This window comes from Polynucleobacter sp. 39-46-10 (assembly GCF_002282275.1).
This window is the reverse complement of sequence record NZ_NCJB01000009.1, coordinates 1-16798: the sequence shown is the minus strand read 5'-3', so window position 1 is coordinate 16798 and position 16798 is coordinate 1. Positions and strand designations below refer to the sequence as shown.

General features: G+C 46.4%; 14 protein-coding genes, 1 tRNA gene and 1 riboswitch. Of the genes, 9 read left to right on the top strand and 6 right to left on the bottom strand.

Translation table 11 applies throughout. The features are described from left to right. Positions 1–19: 19 nt before the first annotated feature. Positions 20–2215, bottom strand: coding sequence for a methylmalonyl-CoA mutase (gene scpA, locus B7X71_RS01880; protein ID WP_293600142.1), 2196 nt, complete (start codon positions 2213–2215; stop codon positions 20–22). Between the two features lie 96 nt (positions 2216–2311). Between scpA and B7X71_RS01875 the strand changes: the two genes are divergently transcribed. Then, positions 2312–2950, top strand: a complete 639-nt coding sequence (locus tag B7X71_RS01875; RefSeq protein WP_293598460.1) for a GntR family transcriptional regulator — start codon at positions 2312–2314, stop codon at positions 2948–2950. 56 nt (positions 2951–3006) lie between these two features. Here B7X71_RS01875 and B7X71_RS01870 read toward each other — a convergent pair whose 3' ends face one another. Continuing rightward, the gene (locus B7X71_RS01870; protein ID WP_293598461.1) at positions 3007–3351 is read right to left on the bottom strand and encodes a cytochrome c; all 345 of its coding nucleotides are present in this window, start codon (positions 3349–3351) and stop codon (positions 3007–3009) included. Positions 3352–3368: 17 nt separating this feature from the next. Further along, positions 3369–3734 carry a cytochrome c gene (locus B7X71_RS01865; RefSeq protein ID WP_293598462.1) on the bottom strand — a complete coding sequence of 122 codons (366 nt, stop codon included), beginning with the start codon at positions 3732–3734 and terminating at the stop codon, positions 3369–3371. 166 nt (positions 3735–3900) lie between these two features. Between B7X71_RS01865 and B7X71_RS01860 the strand changes: the two genes are divergently transcribed. From B7X71_RS01860 to B7X71_RS01850, 3 genes are all read left to right on the top strand, one after another. Continuing rightward, positions 3901–4758, top strand: a complete 858-nt coding sequence (locus B7X71_RS01860) for a MoxR family ATPase (protein WP_293598463.1) — start codon at positions 3901–3903, stop codon at positions 4756–4758. A gap of 33 nt (positions 4759–4791) precedes the next feature. Beyond that, the gene (locus B7X71_RS01855; protein ID WP_293598464.1) at positions 4792–5967 is read left to right on the top strand and encodes a VWA domain-containing protein; all 1176 of its coding nucleotides are present in this window, start codon (positions 4792–4794) and stop codon (positions 5965–5967) included. 62 nt (positions 5968–6029) lie between these two features. Further along, positions 6030–6488, top strand: coding sequence for a RidA family protein (locus B7X71_RS01850; RefSeq protein WP_293598465.1), 459 nt, complete (start codon positions 6030–6032; stop codon positions 6486–6488). Positions 6489–6491: 3 nt separating this feature from the next. Here B7X71_RS01850 and B7X71_RS01845 read toward each other — a convergent pair whose 3' ends face one another. Further along, positions 6492–7142, bottom strand: a complete 651-nt coding sequence (locus B7X71_RS01845; protein WP_293600141.1) for a nucleotidyltransferase family protein — start codon at positions 7140–7142, stop codon at positions 6492–6494. Between the two features lie 75 nt (positions 7143–7217). On the opposite strand from B7X71_RS01845, the gene B7X71_RS01840 reads away from it, so the two are divergent. After that, positions 7218–8177, top strand: a complete 960-nt coding sequence (locus B7X71_RS01840; protein WP_293598104.1) for an XdhC family protein — start codon at positions 7218–7220, stop codon at positions 8175–8177. 69 nt (positions 8178–8246) lie between these two features. Here B7X71_RS01840 and parC read toward each other — a convergent pair whose 3' ends face one another. Both parC and B7X71_RS01830 read right to left on the bottom strand, forming a co-directional pair. Continuing rightward, positions 8247–10619, bottom strand: coding sequence for a DNA topoisomerase IV subunit A (gene parC, locus B7X71_RS01835; protein WP_293598105.1), 2373 nt, complete (start codon positions 10617–10619; stop codon positions 8247–8249). Between the two features lie 74 nt (positions 10620–10693). Continuing rightward, positions 10694–12682: a DNA topoisomerase IV subunit B gene (locus tag B7X71_RS01830; RefSeq protein ID WP_293598103.1), complete on the bottom strand. Its 1989-nt coding sequence runs from the start codon at positions 12680–12682 to the stop codon at positions 10694–10696. A gap of 78 nt (positions 12683–12760) precedes the next feature. Between B7X71_RS01830 and B7X71_RS01825 the strand changes: the two genes are divergently transcribed. The 4 genes from B7X71_RS01825 to B7X71_RS01810 all read left to right on the top strand — a co-directional run bounded on the left by B7X71_RS01825 (position 12761) and on the right by B7X71_RS01810 (position 16564). Continuing rightward, positions 12761–13981 carry a CaiB/BaiF CoA-transferase family protein gene (locus B7X71_RS01825; RefSeq protein WP_293598102.1) on the top strand — a complete coding sequence of 407 codons (1221 nt, stop codon included), beginning with the start codon at positions 12761–12763 and terminating at the stop codon, positions 13979–13981. A gap of 5 nt (positions 13982–13986) precedes the next feature. Continuing rightward, a complete protein-coding gene (locus B7X71_RS01820) occupies positions 13987–15219 on the top strand; it encodes an MFS transporter (protein ID WP_293598101.1) in 1233 nt (410 codons plus the stop codon). Between the two features lie 207 nt (positions 15220–15426). Continuing rightward, positions 15427–15501 (top strand) — tRNA-Arg (locus tag B7X71_RS01815). A 211-nt stretch (positions 15502–15712) separates the two neighbouring features. Then, a complete protein-coding gene (locus tag B7X71_RS01810) occupies positions 15713–16564 on the top strand; it encodes an NUDIX domain-containing protein (protein WP_293598100.1) in 852 nt (283 codons plus the stop codon). A 73-nt stretch (positions 16565–16637) separates the two neighbouring features. Then, positions 16638–16744, top strand: a riboswitch (TPP riboswitch). Positions 16745–16798 lie beyond the last annotated feature (54 nt).

The following is a 16798-nucleotide window of genomic DNA, read 5'->3' as shown; positions in this document are numbered from 1 at the left end:
GATGTCTTTGCTCTCTAAATTAATCAGGTTTTACAGACTTACGAATCTGCTCGAGTACATCCTTGGCTGAGGCTGGAATAGGGGTACCCGGGCCATAAATGCCTTTAACCCCTGCCTCATATAAGAAATCGTAATCCTGTCTTGGTATTACTCCACCAACGAAAACAATGATGTCATCAGCACCCTGCTTCTTCAGCTCAGCAATGATGGCTGGCACCAAAGTCTTGTGGCCTGCAGCCAGCGTAGAAACTCCTAAGGCGTGTACGTCATTCTCAATTGCTTGACGAGCACACTCTTCAGGGGTTTGGAACAAGGGTCCTATATCCACGTCAAATCCAAGGTCAGCAAAAGCAGTTGCAACAACCTTAGCGCCTCGATCATGGCCATCCTGACCCAACTTAGCAATCATCACACGTGGACGACGACCAAAGTCTTTTGCAAATTCAGCAATCTCTACTTTCAACTTTTCCCATCCTTCTGCTGAGTCATAAGCAGCTGCATACACACCAGTTACCTTTTGAGTATCGGCGCGATGGCGCCCGTAAACCTTTTCTAATGCATCAGAAACTTCGCCAACCGTAGCACGCAAACGAATTGCCTGAACAGCTAACTCCAATAGGTTGCCAGTGTTTTCTTCTGCAGCTTTAGTTAATGCTTCTAGTGCAGCCTCGACTTTTTTAGAATCGCGCTTAGTCTTAATATCTTTTAATCGAGCAACTTGGCTTTCACGAACCTTGTCGTTATCGATCATCAAGACATCAACTAAGTCTTCTTTACCCAACTTGTACTTATTCACACCGACAATGACATCAGAGCCAGAGTCAATCTTGGCCTGCTTCTCAGCTGCGGCAGCCTCAATCTTGAGCTTGGCCCAACCGCTTTCAACTGCTTTCGTCATACCGCCCATTGCATCAACTTCTTGGATAATTTCCCAAGCCTTATCGGCCATTTCTTGAGTGAGATTCTCCATCATGTAAGAGCCAGCCCATGGATCTATGACGCTAGTAATATGGGTTTCTTCTTGCAAGATCAACTGAGTATTACGAGCAATACGGCTTGAGAATTCAGAAGGTAAAGCAATCGCTTCATCAAAGGAATTCGTATGCAAAGATTGAGTGCCACCAAATACTGCAGCCATGGCTTCAACTGTCGTACGAACCACGTTGTTAAATGGATCTTGTTCAGTCAAAGACCAGCCTGAGGTTTGGCAGTGCGTGCGCAACATCAACGACTTTGGATTCTTTGGCTCGAATGATTTCATGATGCGCCACCACAAGAGACGTGCAGCACGTAACTTAGCAACTTCTAAATAAAAGTTCATGCCAATGGCAAAGAAGAATGAAAGGCGACCAGCAAAGACATCAACATCCAAGCCTTTAGCAAGGGCTGTTTTGACATACTCCTTACCATCGGCCAATGTAAATGCTAGTTCGAGAACTTGGTTCGCACCCGCCTCTTGCATGTGATAACCGGAAATAGAGATCGAGTTAAATTTCGGCATGTGCTTGGCGGTGTACTCAATGATGTCACCGATGATGCGCATGGAAGGTTCTGGTGGGTAGATGTAAGTATTGCGAACCATGAACTCTTTCAGAATGTCATTCTGAATGGTTCCTGATAACAACTCTTGCTTTACACCCTGCTCTTCACCAGCAACAATATATCCAGCCAATACCGGCAATACGGCGCCATTCATCGTCATCGAAACAGATACCTTGTCCAATGGAATGCCATCAAACAAGATTTTCATATCTTCAACAGAGTCAATAGCAACACCCGCTTTACCAACGTCACCAGTTACGCGAGGATGATCGGAGTCATAGCCACGATGGGTTGCCAAGTCGAATGCCACGGAAACACCTTGACCCCCAGCATCTAAGGCCTTGCGATAAAAGGCATTAGATTCTTCTGCGGTTGAAAAACCGGCGTACTGGCGAATAGTCCAAGGTCGGACAGAGTACATTGTTGCCTGAGGTCCACGAACAAATGGCTCAAAGCCCGGTAAAGAGTGAGTGTACTGAAGACCTGCAGTATCTTCCGCCGTATATAAGGCCTTGAGATGAATGCCATCTGGGGTTTGCCAGCCTAATTTATCGACGTCACCATTTGGCGCTGACTTTTGAGCTGATTTTTTCCAAGCCTCTAAATTGCTATCTGGCACATTTGGCCAAATATTCGATGCATTCGTTCCAGACTTTTTTTCACTTGTACTCATAAAGCACTCCTAGTTGGCTTTATTGCATTGTTGCTAAATTTGTAGGGCTATTTTGCTTGACTTTTTTTAATTTGTCTAGATACTGTATACATAATTATGAATACAAAACTGATTAATAGACCTTTATACGAAGACGTCGCTGAGCGCCTCCGAGCGCAGATCTTCTCCCATGAATTGGCTCCTGGAAGCTGGTTAGACGAACAAAGTCTAGCTACTGCATTTGGTATCAGCCGCACCCCAATGAGAGAAGCCATTAAGGTTCTGGCCTCTGAGGGCTTGGTAACAACTAAAATGAATAAAGGCGCTTATGTCACTGAGGTAGATAGGCGCGATCTTGAGCAAATCTTTACTGTACTCTCACTTTTAGAGGGTCAAGCCGCAAAAGAAACAGCGCTAAAAGCAACGGAAGAACAACTAACTCAACTGGATAACCTACATCACCGCCTAGAAAAGGCTGCTGCAGATAGGGATTTAGAGCAATTCTTTGAGATTAATGTCAGGTTTCATGAGCTAATTCAAGAAATCGCAGGAAATAAGTGGATGAATGGCGTTATCGAGGACCTGCGCAAGGTTCTTAAACTTCAAAGACGGGATTCATTGAGTCGGAGCGGTAGATTATTGAGCTCCCTAGTTGAGCATCGCGAGATACTCCAGGCGATCCTCAAAAGAGATCCTCTGGCAGCCGAGCTGGCTATGCGTAAACATCTGGCAAGAGGTCTTGAGGCTACAAAATAAAAAAGGCCTGGGTGATTGACCAAGGCCCTATAAGCAGGGCTTACTGAGTGTCTGGATTATTTCTTGACTACGAAATTGCCAGGCAGCTTAGAGATGTACGCAGCAATATCTTGCATATCCGCATCAGAGAAAGATTGAACTTGAGAACCCATAATGGCATTGTTACGGCCATACTGAGCATTTCCATTGCCCACTTTATAAGCTTTTAAAGCGTAATAGAGGTAATCAGGATACTGACCAGCTAACTTTGGGTAAGCGGGCAGGATAGGAGCATTGAGGCCAGCACCATGGCAAGAGGCGCAATTGGCCTTCTCTACAAGCGCCCGACCTTTGTCAGCGCTAGCTGCATGAGCTAGCCCAATGCTGGATAATAAAATGACGGTAATTAGTGCGAATTTCATAAACATGCCTCTAAATATCACTTCAATGGGTTATTGGGTGAGCTGGCAGTCTGCGCAGCATAGTACTCGCCAAGATCAGCCATGTCCTGATCAGACAAGCCGGAAGCAATAGAACGCATCGTTGGATGCTTTCTTTCGCCTTTTTTATAGGCAGCTAAGGAACTGGCGATGTAAGCAGCATTTTGACCTCCCAACATTGGAACCCTGTATACCAAAGGATAGTCCGCACGGTAGTCAGGGATGGAGTGGCAACCAATACAAAGCCAAACCTTGCCCTGACCAGCTTGGGCAGAGCCTTTAACATCTTGGGCTTGTGCAGCAAATCCAGCAAAAGCCAAACCAGCACACAGTGTCAAATGGGAAAGAATGAGGTGTTTTTTCATAGAAATCATTATTTACAGGTTTGATTTAAATCAATTTTGAAAGAGTATAGCGGAGACGGACCGAGGCACCCCCTTTCACCCCCCTTAAATTAGCAAAACACTGAAAATAACGGCCCTTTTACCTATACTTGAACGCTCTTTACAGACAAATTCACTCCACCTTACGATGACCAATACCAAATCCCGCTTCGACGGCTCCCAAAGTTATGTAGCTACGAATGACCTGAAATTGGCAGTCAACGCTGCAATTCAACTGCAGCGCCCTTTACTTATTAAGGGCGAACCAGGGACAGGTAAAACCATGTTGGCAGAGGAAGTTGCCACCGCTTTGAATATGCCTTTGTTGCAATGGCATATTAAATCGACCACCAAGGCCCAGCAGGGCCTCTATGAATACGATGCCGTTAGCCGCCTGAGGGACTCCCAACTAGGCGATGCAAAAGTAAATGACATCCGTAACTACATTATTAAAGGCGTGCTGTGGCAAGCATTTGAGGCAGATGAACCCGTCGTCCTGCTAATTGATGAGATTGATAAAGCAGATATTGAGTTTCCAAATGATCTCCTGCGAGAAATTGACCGCATGGAATTCTATGTGTACGAAACACGTGAGCTAATTAAGGCAAAGCACCGCCCTCTTGTCATCATCACCTCAAATAATGAAAAAGAATTGCCCGATGCATTTTTGCGCCGCTGCTTTTTTCATTACATCTCATTCCCAGATGCTGGAACGATGCAAAGCATTGTTGATGTTCATCACCCAAATATCAAACAAGATTTACTAGAGGCCGCGCTCAAATCTTTTTATCAAATCCGATCTTTACCGGGCTTAAAAAAGAAACCTTCCACTTCGGAATTAATTGATTGGTTAAAACTATTGCTGGCAGAAGACATACCAGCTGAGGCTCTTTATAGCGGAGAAGAAAAAATTGCAATTCCACCGTTGCATGGCGCACTACTTAAAAACGAGCAAGACATTCATCTGTTTGAGCGCTTGGTGATGATGAATCGTAATCACCGTTGATTCCACTTGCTGCCACACTGCAATAGCTGAATCATGTTGATTCAATTTTTTCTAAAACTCAAAGAGGCTAAAGTCCCTGCTTCTGTTCGAGAGTTTTTAACTCTTCTGGAGGCCTTAAAGAAAGGTGTCATTGGGTCTTCTGTTGATGAGTTCTATCAACTTGCACGGATGACTTTGGTGAAAGATGAGCAGCATTTTGATCGCTTTGATCAGGTCTTTGGGTCTTACTTCAATGGTGTAGAGCAACTCATTGCATTAGCACCTGATATACCATTGGACTGGCTTGAGAAAAAACTACAACGCGTATTAACGGAAGAAGAAAAAGCAGAGCTCAACAAGTTGGGTGGTCATGAAGCATTACAAAAGCGCCTTCAAGAGCTTTTGAAAGAGCAAAAAGAGTGGCACGGCGGTGGCAATAAATGGATAGGTGCCGGAGGCTCCTCTCCTTTTGGTCATAGCGGCTATCACCCAGAGGGTATTCGTGTTGGTGGAGAGAGTGCAGGAAATCGCACTGCCATCAAAGTTTGGGAGGCGAGAGAATTCAAAGACTATGACAGCGATCTCAGCCTAGGGACTCGTAATATCAAAATGGCATTACGTCGCTTGAGACGTTTTGCCAGAGAAGGCTCCAGTCTAGAGCTGGATCTCGACAAAACCATTCACTCGACTGCTGCGAATGCGGGCATGCTGGATATTCAAATGCGTCCTGAGCGTCATAACCAGGTCAAAGTTTTATTGCTGATGGATGTAGGCGGCTCCATGGATGATCATATCCAGCGCATCTCTGAATTATTCACTGCCGTCAAAACCGAATTCAAATACTTGGAGTATTACTATTTCCACAACTGTGTGAATGAGCATCTCTGGCAGAGTAATCGCCGTAGACGTGATCAAGTCACGGCAACACAAGACATCATCAATAAGTATGGCCCAGACTACAAACTCATTTTTATTGGCGATGCCACCATGTCTCCCTATGAAATTCTGAGTCAGAATGGTTCAGTTGAATACAACAACCGAGAAACTGGCGCAACTTGGATTAATCGCCTCATTGACCATTTCCCCCGCTTTGCATGGCTCAATCCAGAACCTGAATCAGTTTGGCAGTATCGTCAATCTATAGACATCATGAAAGGCCTTATGAAAGATCGCATGTATCCCGTTACCTTGAATGGTCTTGAAGATGCGATGCGTCAACTGTCAAAGTAATCCAGTAAGATTTGCTTAAACCACCTTTTCTATTTTTCTATTTCAATTTTTACTAAAAAACTATGACAAATCACATTAGCGATCGCCTTAAAACTCTTGGTATCGATTTGCCACCTCCTGGACCACCTGCTGCTGCCTACGTCATGGCTGCCACGACAGGCAATACCGTATTTCTATCTGGCCACATTGCCAAGAATGATGGCAAGCCTTGGGTTGGAAAGTTAGGTCTAGACATGGATACGGAGACCGGTAAAGTAGCTGCAAAGTCGATTGCGATTGATCTGATTTCCACTCTGCAAAATCACTTAGGCTCTCTCGATAAAGTGAAGCGTATTGTGAAAGTCATGGGCTTAGTGAACTCCACCTCTGAATTTACCGAACAACACTTAGTAGTGAATGGATGCTCAGAATTACTCTTTGAAGTATTTGGCGATGCAGGCAAGCATGCCCGTAGCGCATTTGGTGTTGCGCAAATCCCCTTAGGCGCTTGTGTTGAAATCGAGTTGATTGCCGAGATTTAAAAACTAAGTCATGCTTAATTTGTGAAGCTGGATGTCTTCTAGCGTGTCGACATCCATTACAAATGCCTGCTTGCTCGTGCTCATGACCCTGACTTGCTTGGGGCGGGCATCCATATATACTCTACAAACCATATCAGGAGTCTTCAGCACTTCCGAGATCGCTTCGTAAGAAAACAGTGCTGGATTGCCACGCTTCCCATTAAACACTGGCAAGATAATTTCCTCGCCGGCCTCTCGCTTAATGTACTCGTCCAGTAGATCTTGAATCTCCGCCTCTCCAATCTCAGGTTGATCAGACAAGGCAACCAGCAAGACATCAAATTGCACTTGAAGGGATTCAAGCCCGAGGCGAACAGACGAAGGCTGACCTCTTTCTGGGGAGGGATTTCGAACGCCCTGGATTTGATGGGCTAGCAAGGGGTTTAACTTCGCAATCTCCGACTCAATCGCTTGAGCATGAAAGCCGGTCACTACGATGTATTCAACAGGGTTAAATCCTTGGATAGCATCTGAAAAGCGTTGCAAAAGAGTCTGGCCATCCCGATGAAGCAAGGCTTTGGGATGCGTACCCAACCTACTGCCCTCACCCGCTGCCAATAAGAGCACGGCAAGGCGTAATTGTGTAGCTTGAGCAGATGGGTCAAAACTTGTCATTAGAGAGATAATAATTACATTGCTAGCAAAAATAATAAATACAAAAAATTAAATATAAGAAATTAAAGACAAGAAATGAACAGCACTGATTTAAGCGTATTAAAAGCCGCCGTGGATTGGCTCAAATCCGGCCATTCGGTTGCGATCGCAACAGTTGTTCAGACATGGGGCTCCGCACCGAGACCTATCGGCTCATGGTTAGCCATTCGGGGTGATGGCCAAGTTACTGGATCGGTTTCTGGAGGATGTGTCGAGGACGACTTGATTCGTCGTGTTCAAACAGAAATTTTGACAAGAGACCTTCCAGAAATGGTGGTCTATGGCATCAGTCAGCAAGAAGCGGCTCGCTTTGGCTTGCCTTGCGGTGGAACACTGCGATTGCTCGTAGAACCAAAACCAGAATTAGCTATTTTAGAAACCATCCTAGCTTCCATCAGTAGTCACCAAATTACGTCCCGCACAGTGGATCTGGTTACTGGCAAATCTACTCTAGAGGCTGGAAATCGTAATGAGGCGTTTATTTGTGATGAGCGATTAATGAAAACGACATATGGTCCTCGTTGGCGCATGGTCATTATTGGCGCAGGACAACTGTCGCTTTATACCGCTGACTTTGCTCTCGCGTCGGACTTTGAGGTGATCGTGATTGACCCACGTGAAGAATATGCAGAAGGTATCAATCGTGACTACATACAATTTATTAAGGGTATGCCAGATGACGTGCTTCTAGAAATTGGTGTCGACTCTCATACGGCTGTTGTTGCCTTGACGCATGACCCCAAACTCGATGACATGGCTTTAATGGAGGCATTGAAGTCCCCTGCTTTTTATGTTGGAGCACTGGGTAGCAGACTCAATACACAGAAGCGGAAGGCTCGCTTATTGGAGTTTGATGTGACGCAGGAACAAGTTGAACGGCTTCATGGGCCAGTTGGCTTATTTATTGGCGCTTTAACACCGCCAGAAATCGCCGTATCGATTTTGGCTGAGGTGATTGCCGTGAAGTACGGCGTGCCAATCCCCAAGAAGGTCTAAGTATTCAATAAAAAAACCCGATCAATTGATAACTGGGTTTTTTAGATTCCACAAGATTCAATGAACCTCTTAATTAGCTTTGAGCTTTCCATCTTTAAGTCTTGGTTCGACAAAGTGACCTTTACGAGCGCGATTACCCGCAAATGACTTCAAGGTTTTGGCATCCAAACTGAGCTCAGTTGGTTTGCCTGCACGTCCAGCGCCTGAATATGTGGCGCCATCAGATCCAACTGCGATGGCAGAAGCTAACTTCTCTTTATCGTCCAAGGCCATCAGAATCACACCTTTGCCGCCAGTTGGTAAACGCTTAAGCTCGTCCAGTGGAAAAACCAACAACTTAGAGCCTTCAGATAGACAGGCAACCAGCTTCATGCCGGCGGTCACTTTAGCTGCACCGAGGGGTGCATCACCGCCAGGAAATTTACTATCGATACCTACGAATGATTTTCCAGCCTTGTTGCGGGTAGTCATATCCGCGACGTTTGCAAGGAAGCCGTTGCCTGATCGGGTGGAAATGAGCACGATATCATCCGGCTGGCCAGCATAGTAGGCAACCATTTGCGATCCTGCAGCTAAGTTCACAAAGCTGGTCAAAGGTGAGCCATCCCCACGTGCGCCCGGTAACTCACTGACAGGTACGGTATAGACCCGGCCATCACTGCCAAAACCTTGCATCACATCTACCGTGCGGCACTCAAATGTTCCATAGAGGGCGTCGCCAGCCTTGAAGCCAAACTGAGTTGCATCATGTTCATGGCCTTGGCGAACGCGCACCCAACCTTTTTGGGACACGATGACCGTTACAGGTTCATCCAATACTTTAGTTTCTGCGACAGCACGCCTGTCTTCTTGAATCAAGGTTCGGCGATCATCACCAAAATCCTTCATATCGGATTCGATTTCTTTGATGATGCGCTTGCGTAAGACAGTATCGCTTTGCAGCAAACCTTCGAGATCATCACGCTCAGACTTGAGTTCTTTCAACTCTTGTTCAATCTTGATGCCTTCTAGGCGAGCCAACTGACGCAAGCGAATATCCAAGATATCCTCTGCTTGGCGATCGCTGAGTTTGAATTCTTTAATAAGATCAGCCTTAGGCTCATCGCTATTGCGAATGATCTTAATGACCTTATCAATATTCAGAAGAACGATTAAGCGCCCTTCCAAAATATGCATCCGGTCTTTGACTTTACCTAGGCGGTGCTGAGTACGACGTGTGACAGTGCCAACTCGGAAAGAAATCCACTCGGCAATAATCTCCTTGAGCCCTTTTTGACGTGGGCGACCATCAGTGCCAATCATCACCAAGTTCATTGGTGCATTGGATTCCAATGAGGTGTGGGCTAGTAATAAGTTTGCAAATTCATTGACATCAATATTTTTGCTCTTAGGCTCAAATACCAAACGTACAGCCGCATCTTTGCTCGACTCGTCACGTACACCATCGAGCACATTCAAGATCGTAGACTTCAGATTGTTCTGCTCAGGGGTTAAGGTCTTCTTACCAACCTTCACCTTTGGATTGGTAATCTCTTCAATCTCTTGCAGCACACGCTGTGATGAAGTGGATGGTGGCAACTCATTGACCACAATTTGCCACTGGCCACGGGCCAACTCTTCGATAGACCAGCGAGCACGGACTTTTAAGCTGCCACGACCGGCTTCATAAATCTGTGCAATCTCTGCTGGAGAAGAAATAATTTGACCGCCGCCTGGATAGTCTGGACCGGGCATGATTTCCAACAACTCTGAAGTGCTCATTTTGGGAGACTTCATTAAAGCAATCGCTGCACTAGCTACTTCACGCAAATTATGCGAAGGAATCTCAGTCGCCATACCAACGGCAATACCGGATGCGCCGTTCAACAGAACAAATGGTAGGCGTGCCGGCAATAACTTCGGCTCCTGGAAAGATCCATCATAGTTCGGCGCAAAGTCCACCGTACCTTCATCAATCTCGCTCAGCAAGAGCCCTGCAATTTTGGTTAAACGGGCCTCGGTGTATCGCATAGCCGCTGCGCCATCACCATCGCGTGAACCAAAGTTACCTTGACCATCAATCAGTGGGTAGCGTAATGAGAAGCTCTGCGCAAGACGCACCAATGCGTCATAAGCAGATTGGTCGCCATGCGGGTGGAATTTACCAAGCACATCACCTACTACTCGAGCACTCTTGACCGGCTTGGCATCGGCACGTAAACCCATCTCACTCATCGAGAAAAGAATGCGACGTTGAACTGGTTTTTGACCGTCAGATACATCCGGTAAAGCACGGCCTTTTACAACGCTAATGGCGTAATCAAGATAAGCGCGTTCTGCATAGACTGCTAGCGTTAGGCTATCTTTGTCATCTTCATTGAGCTCAACTATTTTCGGATCATGTGGATCCTTGGGGCTACCCGTCTGAGTAGCAATAGGCTCGTCTACTTCAACGATATTCATTTCAACTGGCTCGCCTGAGAAAAGATCAGCTTGATCTGCTGGGCCAGTACTGCCTGGAGTTTTTTTAGTTGTCATTAGATATCCGCCTCTACTTCGTTACCGCGCTCTTCCAACCAATCACGACGCGCCCCGGACTCGGACTTACCCATCAACATATCCATTGTTTTAATCGTCTCATCTTCTGTCCACGTGCCCAAGGTCACAGGCAAAAGGCGGCGGGTATCTGGATTCAAAGTGGTATCCCACAGTTGCTCGGCACTCATCTCGCCCAAACCTTTGAAGCGAGAAATCTGCCAAGTTGTTTCTTTAACACCATCCTTGCGTAATTTATCTTCAATTGCTTGAAGTTCATTTGCATCAAGTGCGTATATCTTTTGCGCTGGCTTTTTGCCACGTGCTGGTGCATCCACCCTAAATAATGGTGGTCTTGAAATATGCACATGACCCAACTCAATCAGTTTCGGGAAATGCTTGTAGAACAAGGTGAGTAGTAATACCTGAATATGCGCACCATCTACGTCCGCATCAGACAGAATGCACACTTTGCCGTAACGTAAGTTAGAGAGATCGGGCGTGTCATTGGCACCATGGGGATCAACCCCAATCGCAACAGCAATGTCATGCACTTCATTATTAGCAAACAAGCGATCGCGCTCAGCTTCCCAAGTATTGAGAACCTTGCCTCGCAAAGGCAGAATTGCTTGATATTCCTTGTTACGACCCATCTTGGCTGAGCCACCCGCTGAATCTCCCTCTACGAGGAAAATTTCATTTAAACCAATATCTTGACTCTCACAGTCTGTCAGCTTGCCGGGTAGCACAGCTACACCAGAAGATTTTTTCTTCTCTACTTTTTGACCCGCTCGAGTTCTAGCTTGTGCTTGCTTAATAACTAAGTCAGCTAATTTACGACCGTAGTCCACATGCTCATTAAGCCAAAGCTCAAGAGCGGATTTAGCGTAACCGGAGACCAAACGCACTGCGTCTCTGGAGTTCAAACGCTCTTTAATTTGACCTTGGAACTGTGGATCTAAAACCTTGGCAGAGAGAATGAAGGATGCGCGTGCAAACACGTCCTCAGGCATCAGCTTCACGCCTTTTGGCTGCAAAGCATGCATCTCGATAAATCCTTTAACAGCATTAAAGAGACCTTCACGCAGTCCACTTTCATGCGTTCCACCTGCTGGGGTTGGAATCAAGTTCACATAACTCTCGCGGACAGGTGCGCCATCTTCAGTCCAGGTCACAACCCAGGTTGCGCCCTCGCCTTCAGCAAAGGAATCGTCATCACCATTTCCGGTTGCGTATTGCTCACCTTCAAATGGGGGAATCACTTCTGCACCATGACCCGCTTGAGCCATTGCTTCATTTAAATAGCCACGTAAGCCTTGGGCATATTGCCAAGCTTGGTTCTCACCAGACTTCTCTTGTATCAGGGTGACTTTGACGCCTGGCAGCAAGACCGCCTTGGAACGCAATAAACGAATGAGTTCAGGCATAGGGATGGCAGCATTATCAAAGTACTTGCCATCAGGCCATGCACGTACACGGGTTCCGTGCGATTTATCTTCTTTGCCAGCAGCGCTAGTTTTCAGCTTTTCAATGACCTTGCCATCAGCAAAGGTCAAGGTAGAAATTTTGCCTTCACGCCATACGGTAACTTCAAGGCGCTTGGATAAGGCATTCGTTACAGAAACACCCACACCATGCAAGCCGCCAGAGAAAGCGTAAGCACCACCAGTACCTTTTTCAAACTTACCACCAGCATGAAGCTGGGTAAAAACGATTTCTACTACCGGTAACTTCTCCGTAGGATGCATTCCAACCGGAATTCCACGGCCATCATCCTCGACGCTGACACTGCTGTCGGCATGCAAAGTCACGATGATGTGCTTACCAAACCCACCCAAAGCCTCGTCGGAGGCGTTATCAAGCACCTCCTGAATAATGTGCAATGGGTTATCAGTGCGGGTGTACATTCCCGGCCTCTGACGGACGGGTTCGAGCCCTTTTAGGACCTGAATCGATGATTCGCTGTATTCGGATGTTTTACGTGTAGCCATGCGCGCAAATTGTAGTCATGTCTGAAGTAAAACCCGAATTTTCATCAATTACCCCCATATTCATGCCAAAATTGAGGGATGGGAGCCTTAAGTCATATTCGCGTTTTAGACCTCAGCCGTGTTCTTGCCGGCCCATGGTGTGCACAAAATCTCGCCGATCTCGGCGCTGATGTCATTAAAGTAGAGCGTCCAGGCGTTGGAGACGATACCCGGCACTGGGGCCCTCCCTTTGTGAAGGATGCTCAGGGCAATGACACGCCAGAGACAGCCTATTTCATCTGTATTAACCGCAATAAACGCTCTATTACGGTCGATATCAGCAAGCCTGAGGGTCAAGAAATCATCCGCCAGCTCGCAAAAGAGTCGGATGTGGTCATTGAAAACTACAAAGTTGGTGATCTGGCTAAATACGGCCTGGACTATGAGAGCCTCAAAAATGTCAAATCTGACCTGATTTACTGCTCAATTACGGGTTTTGGCCAGAACGGCCCCTACGCCCAACGTCCCGGTTATGATTTCATCATCCAGGGAATGGGTGGATTTATGAGCGTTACTGGCGAGGCCGAGGACTTTGCGGGGGCTAGCCCACAAAAAGCCGGGGTTGCCATAGCCGATATCTTTACCGGCATGTATGCAAGTACCGCAATCTTGGCTGCAGTAGTTCATCGAGATAAAACGGGACAGGGTCAATATATTGATATGGCCCTCTTGGATACCCAGATTGCAGTCATGGCCAATATCTCCAGCGCCTACTTATGCTCGGATAAAGTCCCTCAAAGATGGGGAAATGCTTCTCCTATCATCGTTCCCTACCAGACCTTCCCCACCTCTGACGGCTGGATAATTGTGGCGGTCGGCAATGATGGGCAATTTAAGCACTTTGTGACTGCTGGCGGGGAGGTGCATTTGGCCAGTAACCCTCTTTACATCAACAACCCTATTCGAGTAGAGAATCGTAAGTCATTGATTCCATTGCTAGAAGTCATGACGCGACGCAAGACTAAGGCCGAATGGATCAGCCTTTTAGAGGCTGCTAACGTGCCCTGCGGCCCTATCAACAATTTTGAAGAAGTCTTTGATAACGAGCAAGTCAAGGCCCGCGGCGTCCAAATTAATGTTCCACACCCAACTGCAGGCACTATGAAACTCGTAGCAAGCCCTATGCGGCTATCAGAGACCCCTGTTGAAGTGAGAATGGCTCCTCCAACTCTGGGTCAACATACAGATGAAATTTTGCAGGAGCGCTTGAGCTTGGACCCCAAAGCCATTGCCGCACTTCAAGAAAAAGGCATTATTTAAACCAAATGTCTTTTAGCCCTCAGACCCAAAAATTATCACTTAAACAGGTGCTGATTTTTGGTGGGCTCATGGTGACTTTCTCCATGGGTATACGCCATGGATTTGGACTCTTTAACCTTCCGATTACTTCGGCCAATGGTTGGGGACGTGAAACCTTCGCACTCACTATCGCATTGCAAAATCTGATTTGGGGCGCAGTTCAACCGATCACAGGCGCTTTAGCTGATCGTTACGGTGCGCTCAAAATCATGATCGCTGGTGGCGCACTCTACGCACTCGGTTTAGCTGGCATGGCAATTTCTACTGATGCTGTGAATTTTTCCTTGGCTGGTGGATTGCTCATTGGCCTCGCACAAACTGCAACTACATACAGCGTGATCTACGGAATTTTAGGTCGCAATGTTGCCGCAGAAAAACGCGTTTGGGCTATGGGCATTGCTGCAGCTGCTGGCTCATTTGGACAGTTCTTGATGATTCCGGTTGAACAAGTTTTGCTCACCAGCTTTGGCGCAAATGATGCGCTACTGATCTTGGCACTCATGGCCAGCCTCATGATTCCAATTGCGTTGATGTTGCGCGAACCAAATACCATCCATTTGCAAAAAGCGAATGATCAAACAATTAAACAGGCTTTAAAAGAAGCGGTGAGCAATCCTAGTTTTAGATTGCTCACTTTAGGATATTTTGTGTGCGGATTTCAGGTGGTGTTTATTGCCGTTCATTTGGCGCCTTATCTCAAAGATTTATCTAATATTTATCCCGCTGTTGGTGCGCCTGCTGTTGCCACTACCGCACTAGCCTTAATTGGGCTGTTCAATATTTTTGGCACGTACAGCGCCGGAATACTAGGCCAACGCTTTCCTAAGCGCTACCTGCTATCAGGCATCTATATCAGCAGATCTATTGCCATCATGGCCTTTGTTTGGCTACCCCTCAGCCCCACTTCCACCTACATCTTTGCATCTGTCATGGGCTTTCTATGGCTGTCTACCATCCCATTAACCAATGCAATTGTGGCTCAGATCTTTGGTGTCAAATACCTCACCATGCTTTCAGGCTTGGTATTCTTCTCGCATCAATTGGGTAGTTTTTGCGGAGCGTATTTTGGTGGCTACTTATTTGACCGTACTGGCTCCTACTTGATTGTTTGGAATATTGCGATTGCCTTAGGTGTATTTGCCTTCTTGGTCAATCTTCCGGTAAAAGAACATGCACTAGATCGCACGGTACTTGCGTAAGACTTCATGCAGAAAAAATTTCAGCCCCCAAAATGGCTCCTCTATTTTCTTGCAGCTATTGTCTTGGGAATTATTTTTTCTACCTACTTTGCTCCAAATATGATGGTTGCTATTACGAATTCAGTATGGGCGATGTGCGGCTGGTAATCAGTGGATAATGTCTCGAGTTCTAACATCTTTTTAAAAAATCGTTTTATTTTTTTCTGTCTCGCCGTAGCACAATGGATAGTGCACATGCCTCCTAAGCGTGGGATACAGGTTCGATTCCTGTCGGCGGGACCACTCCAAAATAAAAAACTTATCCACAGGTTTTGTGGATAAATACCCAAAAGTTTTCGTAAGTCGCAGATTTGTATAGAGTGACCTAGCTTGCTTAAATTATGAGCATTAGTCTCTGACAAAAATATAAATAAAGATCTGTTGACAATTCAAGTTCGCTTATAGATTTTTAGACTACTTTTTCAGTCTTTTTGAATTCTCTTACACTTAGGGCATGCACAAGCAAACAAACATGCTCACCACCAGTACCATCGCAGCTCTTGAGGAGATGCTCCAAAACACGGCAAGGTCTGCACCACAGGATTTCTTACCTATCCATTTTTTGGGCGGCAGCTCAGCTGGGCAGGTTATTGGGCACCTAAACCCTGAATTCATCCCTTTTTTACAAGAATCCTTGGCAAAAAACCCAATTTCTCTTGTGGAAATGGGTCATGATCGTCTGACCATTCACCAGGCAAGACCCTTAGTGCTCTCGGCAAGTTTGGCGAAATTAGCCGATCGGATGCAACAAGGTGGCTTTATTCCGGGTTGGCGACATGAGGATTTTGCTTGGATTGATCAAAACGGACATGAATACTTCCGTTTAGAGCGCGCTGCCTTCCGTACTTTTGGCTTTCGCAGCATGGCAACCCACATTAATGGCTATACCAAGGCCGGCAATCTCTGGCTGGGACGGCGCAGCGAGACCAAAGCAACCGATCCAGGTCGTCTTGATAACCTGGCAGCAGGCGGTATTGGCGCAGATGAAACCCCTTGGGTCAATGCCCGCCGAGAGTTATGGGAAGAAGCCGGCGTTCCACCTCAGATTTCTGATCATATAGAGCCTGTGGGTCGTATTCACATGCGTCGCCCTATTCCAGGACGGGGCTTTCATGATGAGCAGCTCTATATCTATGACTTAGAGCTAGAGGATAACTTTGTACCTACCAACCATGATGGGGAAGTGAGTGGTTTTATTGAAATCTCGCTTTCAGAGGCTGCAGCACGCATTTTGGCTGATGAATTCACCAGCGATGCCGCTTTTGTGACAGCAGATTTCATTTTGCGCAATACCAAAGCCGCTTAAGTTGTAACAACTAAATTGATGGCTTGATTTTGATCATCCATCTTGATGTCATTTCGTGGTTAAATTGGCACTAAGGATGAAACAGGGGTGCCCTCTAGTGATTTTTGCTACGAGGCGCTGAGAAAGACCCTATAACCCGATCCAGGTAATGCTGGCGTGGGGAGTTTTCCATCAGACCGTCACCCGGTTTCGTCCATCTAATTACAGTCAGGAGATGGACATGAGCGATACCAA

Bases quoted from the DNA above. Each gene is read 5' to 3' on its own strand.
- scpA (WP_293600142.1), bottom strand. From the start codon at position 2,215: ATGAGTACAAGTGAAAAAAAGTCTGGAACGAATGCATCGAATATTTGG.
- B7X71_RS01875 (WP_293598460.1), top strand. From the start codon at position 2,312: ATGAATACAAAACTGATTAATAGACCTTTATACGAAGACGTCGCTGAG.
- B7X71_RS01870 (WP_293598461.1), bottom strand. From the start codon at position 3,351: ATGAAATTCGCACTAATTACCGTCATTTTATTATCCAGCATTGGGCTA.
- B7X71_RS01865 (WP_293598462.1), bottom strand. From the start codon at position 3,734: ATGAAAAAACACCTCATTCTTTCCCATTTGACACTGTGTGCTGGTTTG.
- B7X71_RS01860 (WP_293598463.1), top strand. From the start codon at position 3,901: ATGACCAATACCAAATCCCGCTTCGACGGCTCCCAAAGTTATGTAGCT.
- B7X71_RS01855 (WP_293598464.1), top strand. From the start codon at position 4,792: ATGTTGATTCAATTTTTTCTAAAACTCAAAGAGGCTAAAGTCCCTGCT.
- B7X71_RS01850 (WP_293598465.1), top strand. From the start codon at position 6,030: ATGACAAATCACATTAGCGATCGCCTTAAAACTCTTGGTATCGATTTG.
- B7X71_RS01845 (WP_293600141.1), bottom strand. From the start codon at position 7,142: ATGACAAGTTTTGACCCATCTGCTCAAGCTACACAATTACGCCTTGCC.
- B7X71_RS01840 (WP_293598104.1), top strand. From the start codon at position 7,218: ATGAACAGCACTGATTTAAGCGTATTAAAAGCCGCCGTGGATTGGCTC.
- parC (WP_293598105.1), bottom strand. From the start codon at position 10,619: ATGAATATCGTTGAAGTAGACGAGCCTATTGCTACTCAGACGGGTAGC.
- B7X71_RS01830 (WP_293598103.1), bottom strand. From the start codon at position 12,682: ATGGCTACACGTAAAACATCCGAATACAGCGAATCATCGATTCAGGTC.
- B7X71_RS01825 (WP_293598102.1), top strand. From the start codon at position 12,761: ATGGGAGCCTTAAGTCATATTCGCGTTTTAGACCTCAGCCGTGTTCTT.
- B7X71_RS01820 (WP_293598101.1), top strand. From the start codon at position 13,987: ATGTCTTTTAGCCCTCAGACCCAAAAATTATCACTTAAACAGGTGCTG.
- B7X71_RS01810 (WP_293598100.1), top strand. From the start codon at position 15,713: ATGCACAAGCAAACAAACATGCTCACCACCAGTACCATCGCAGCTCTT.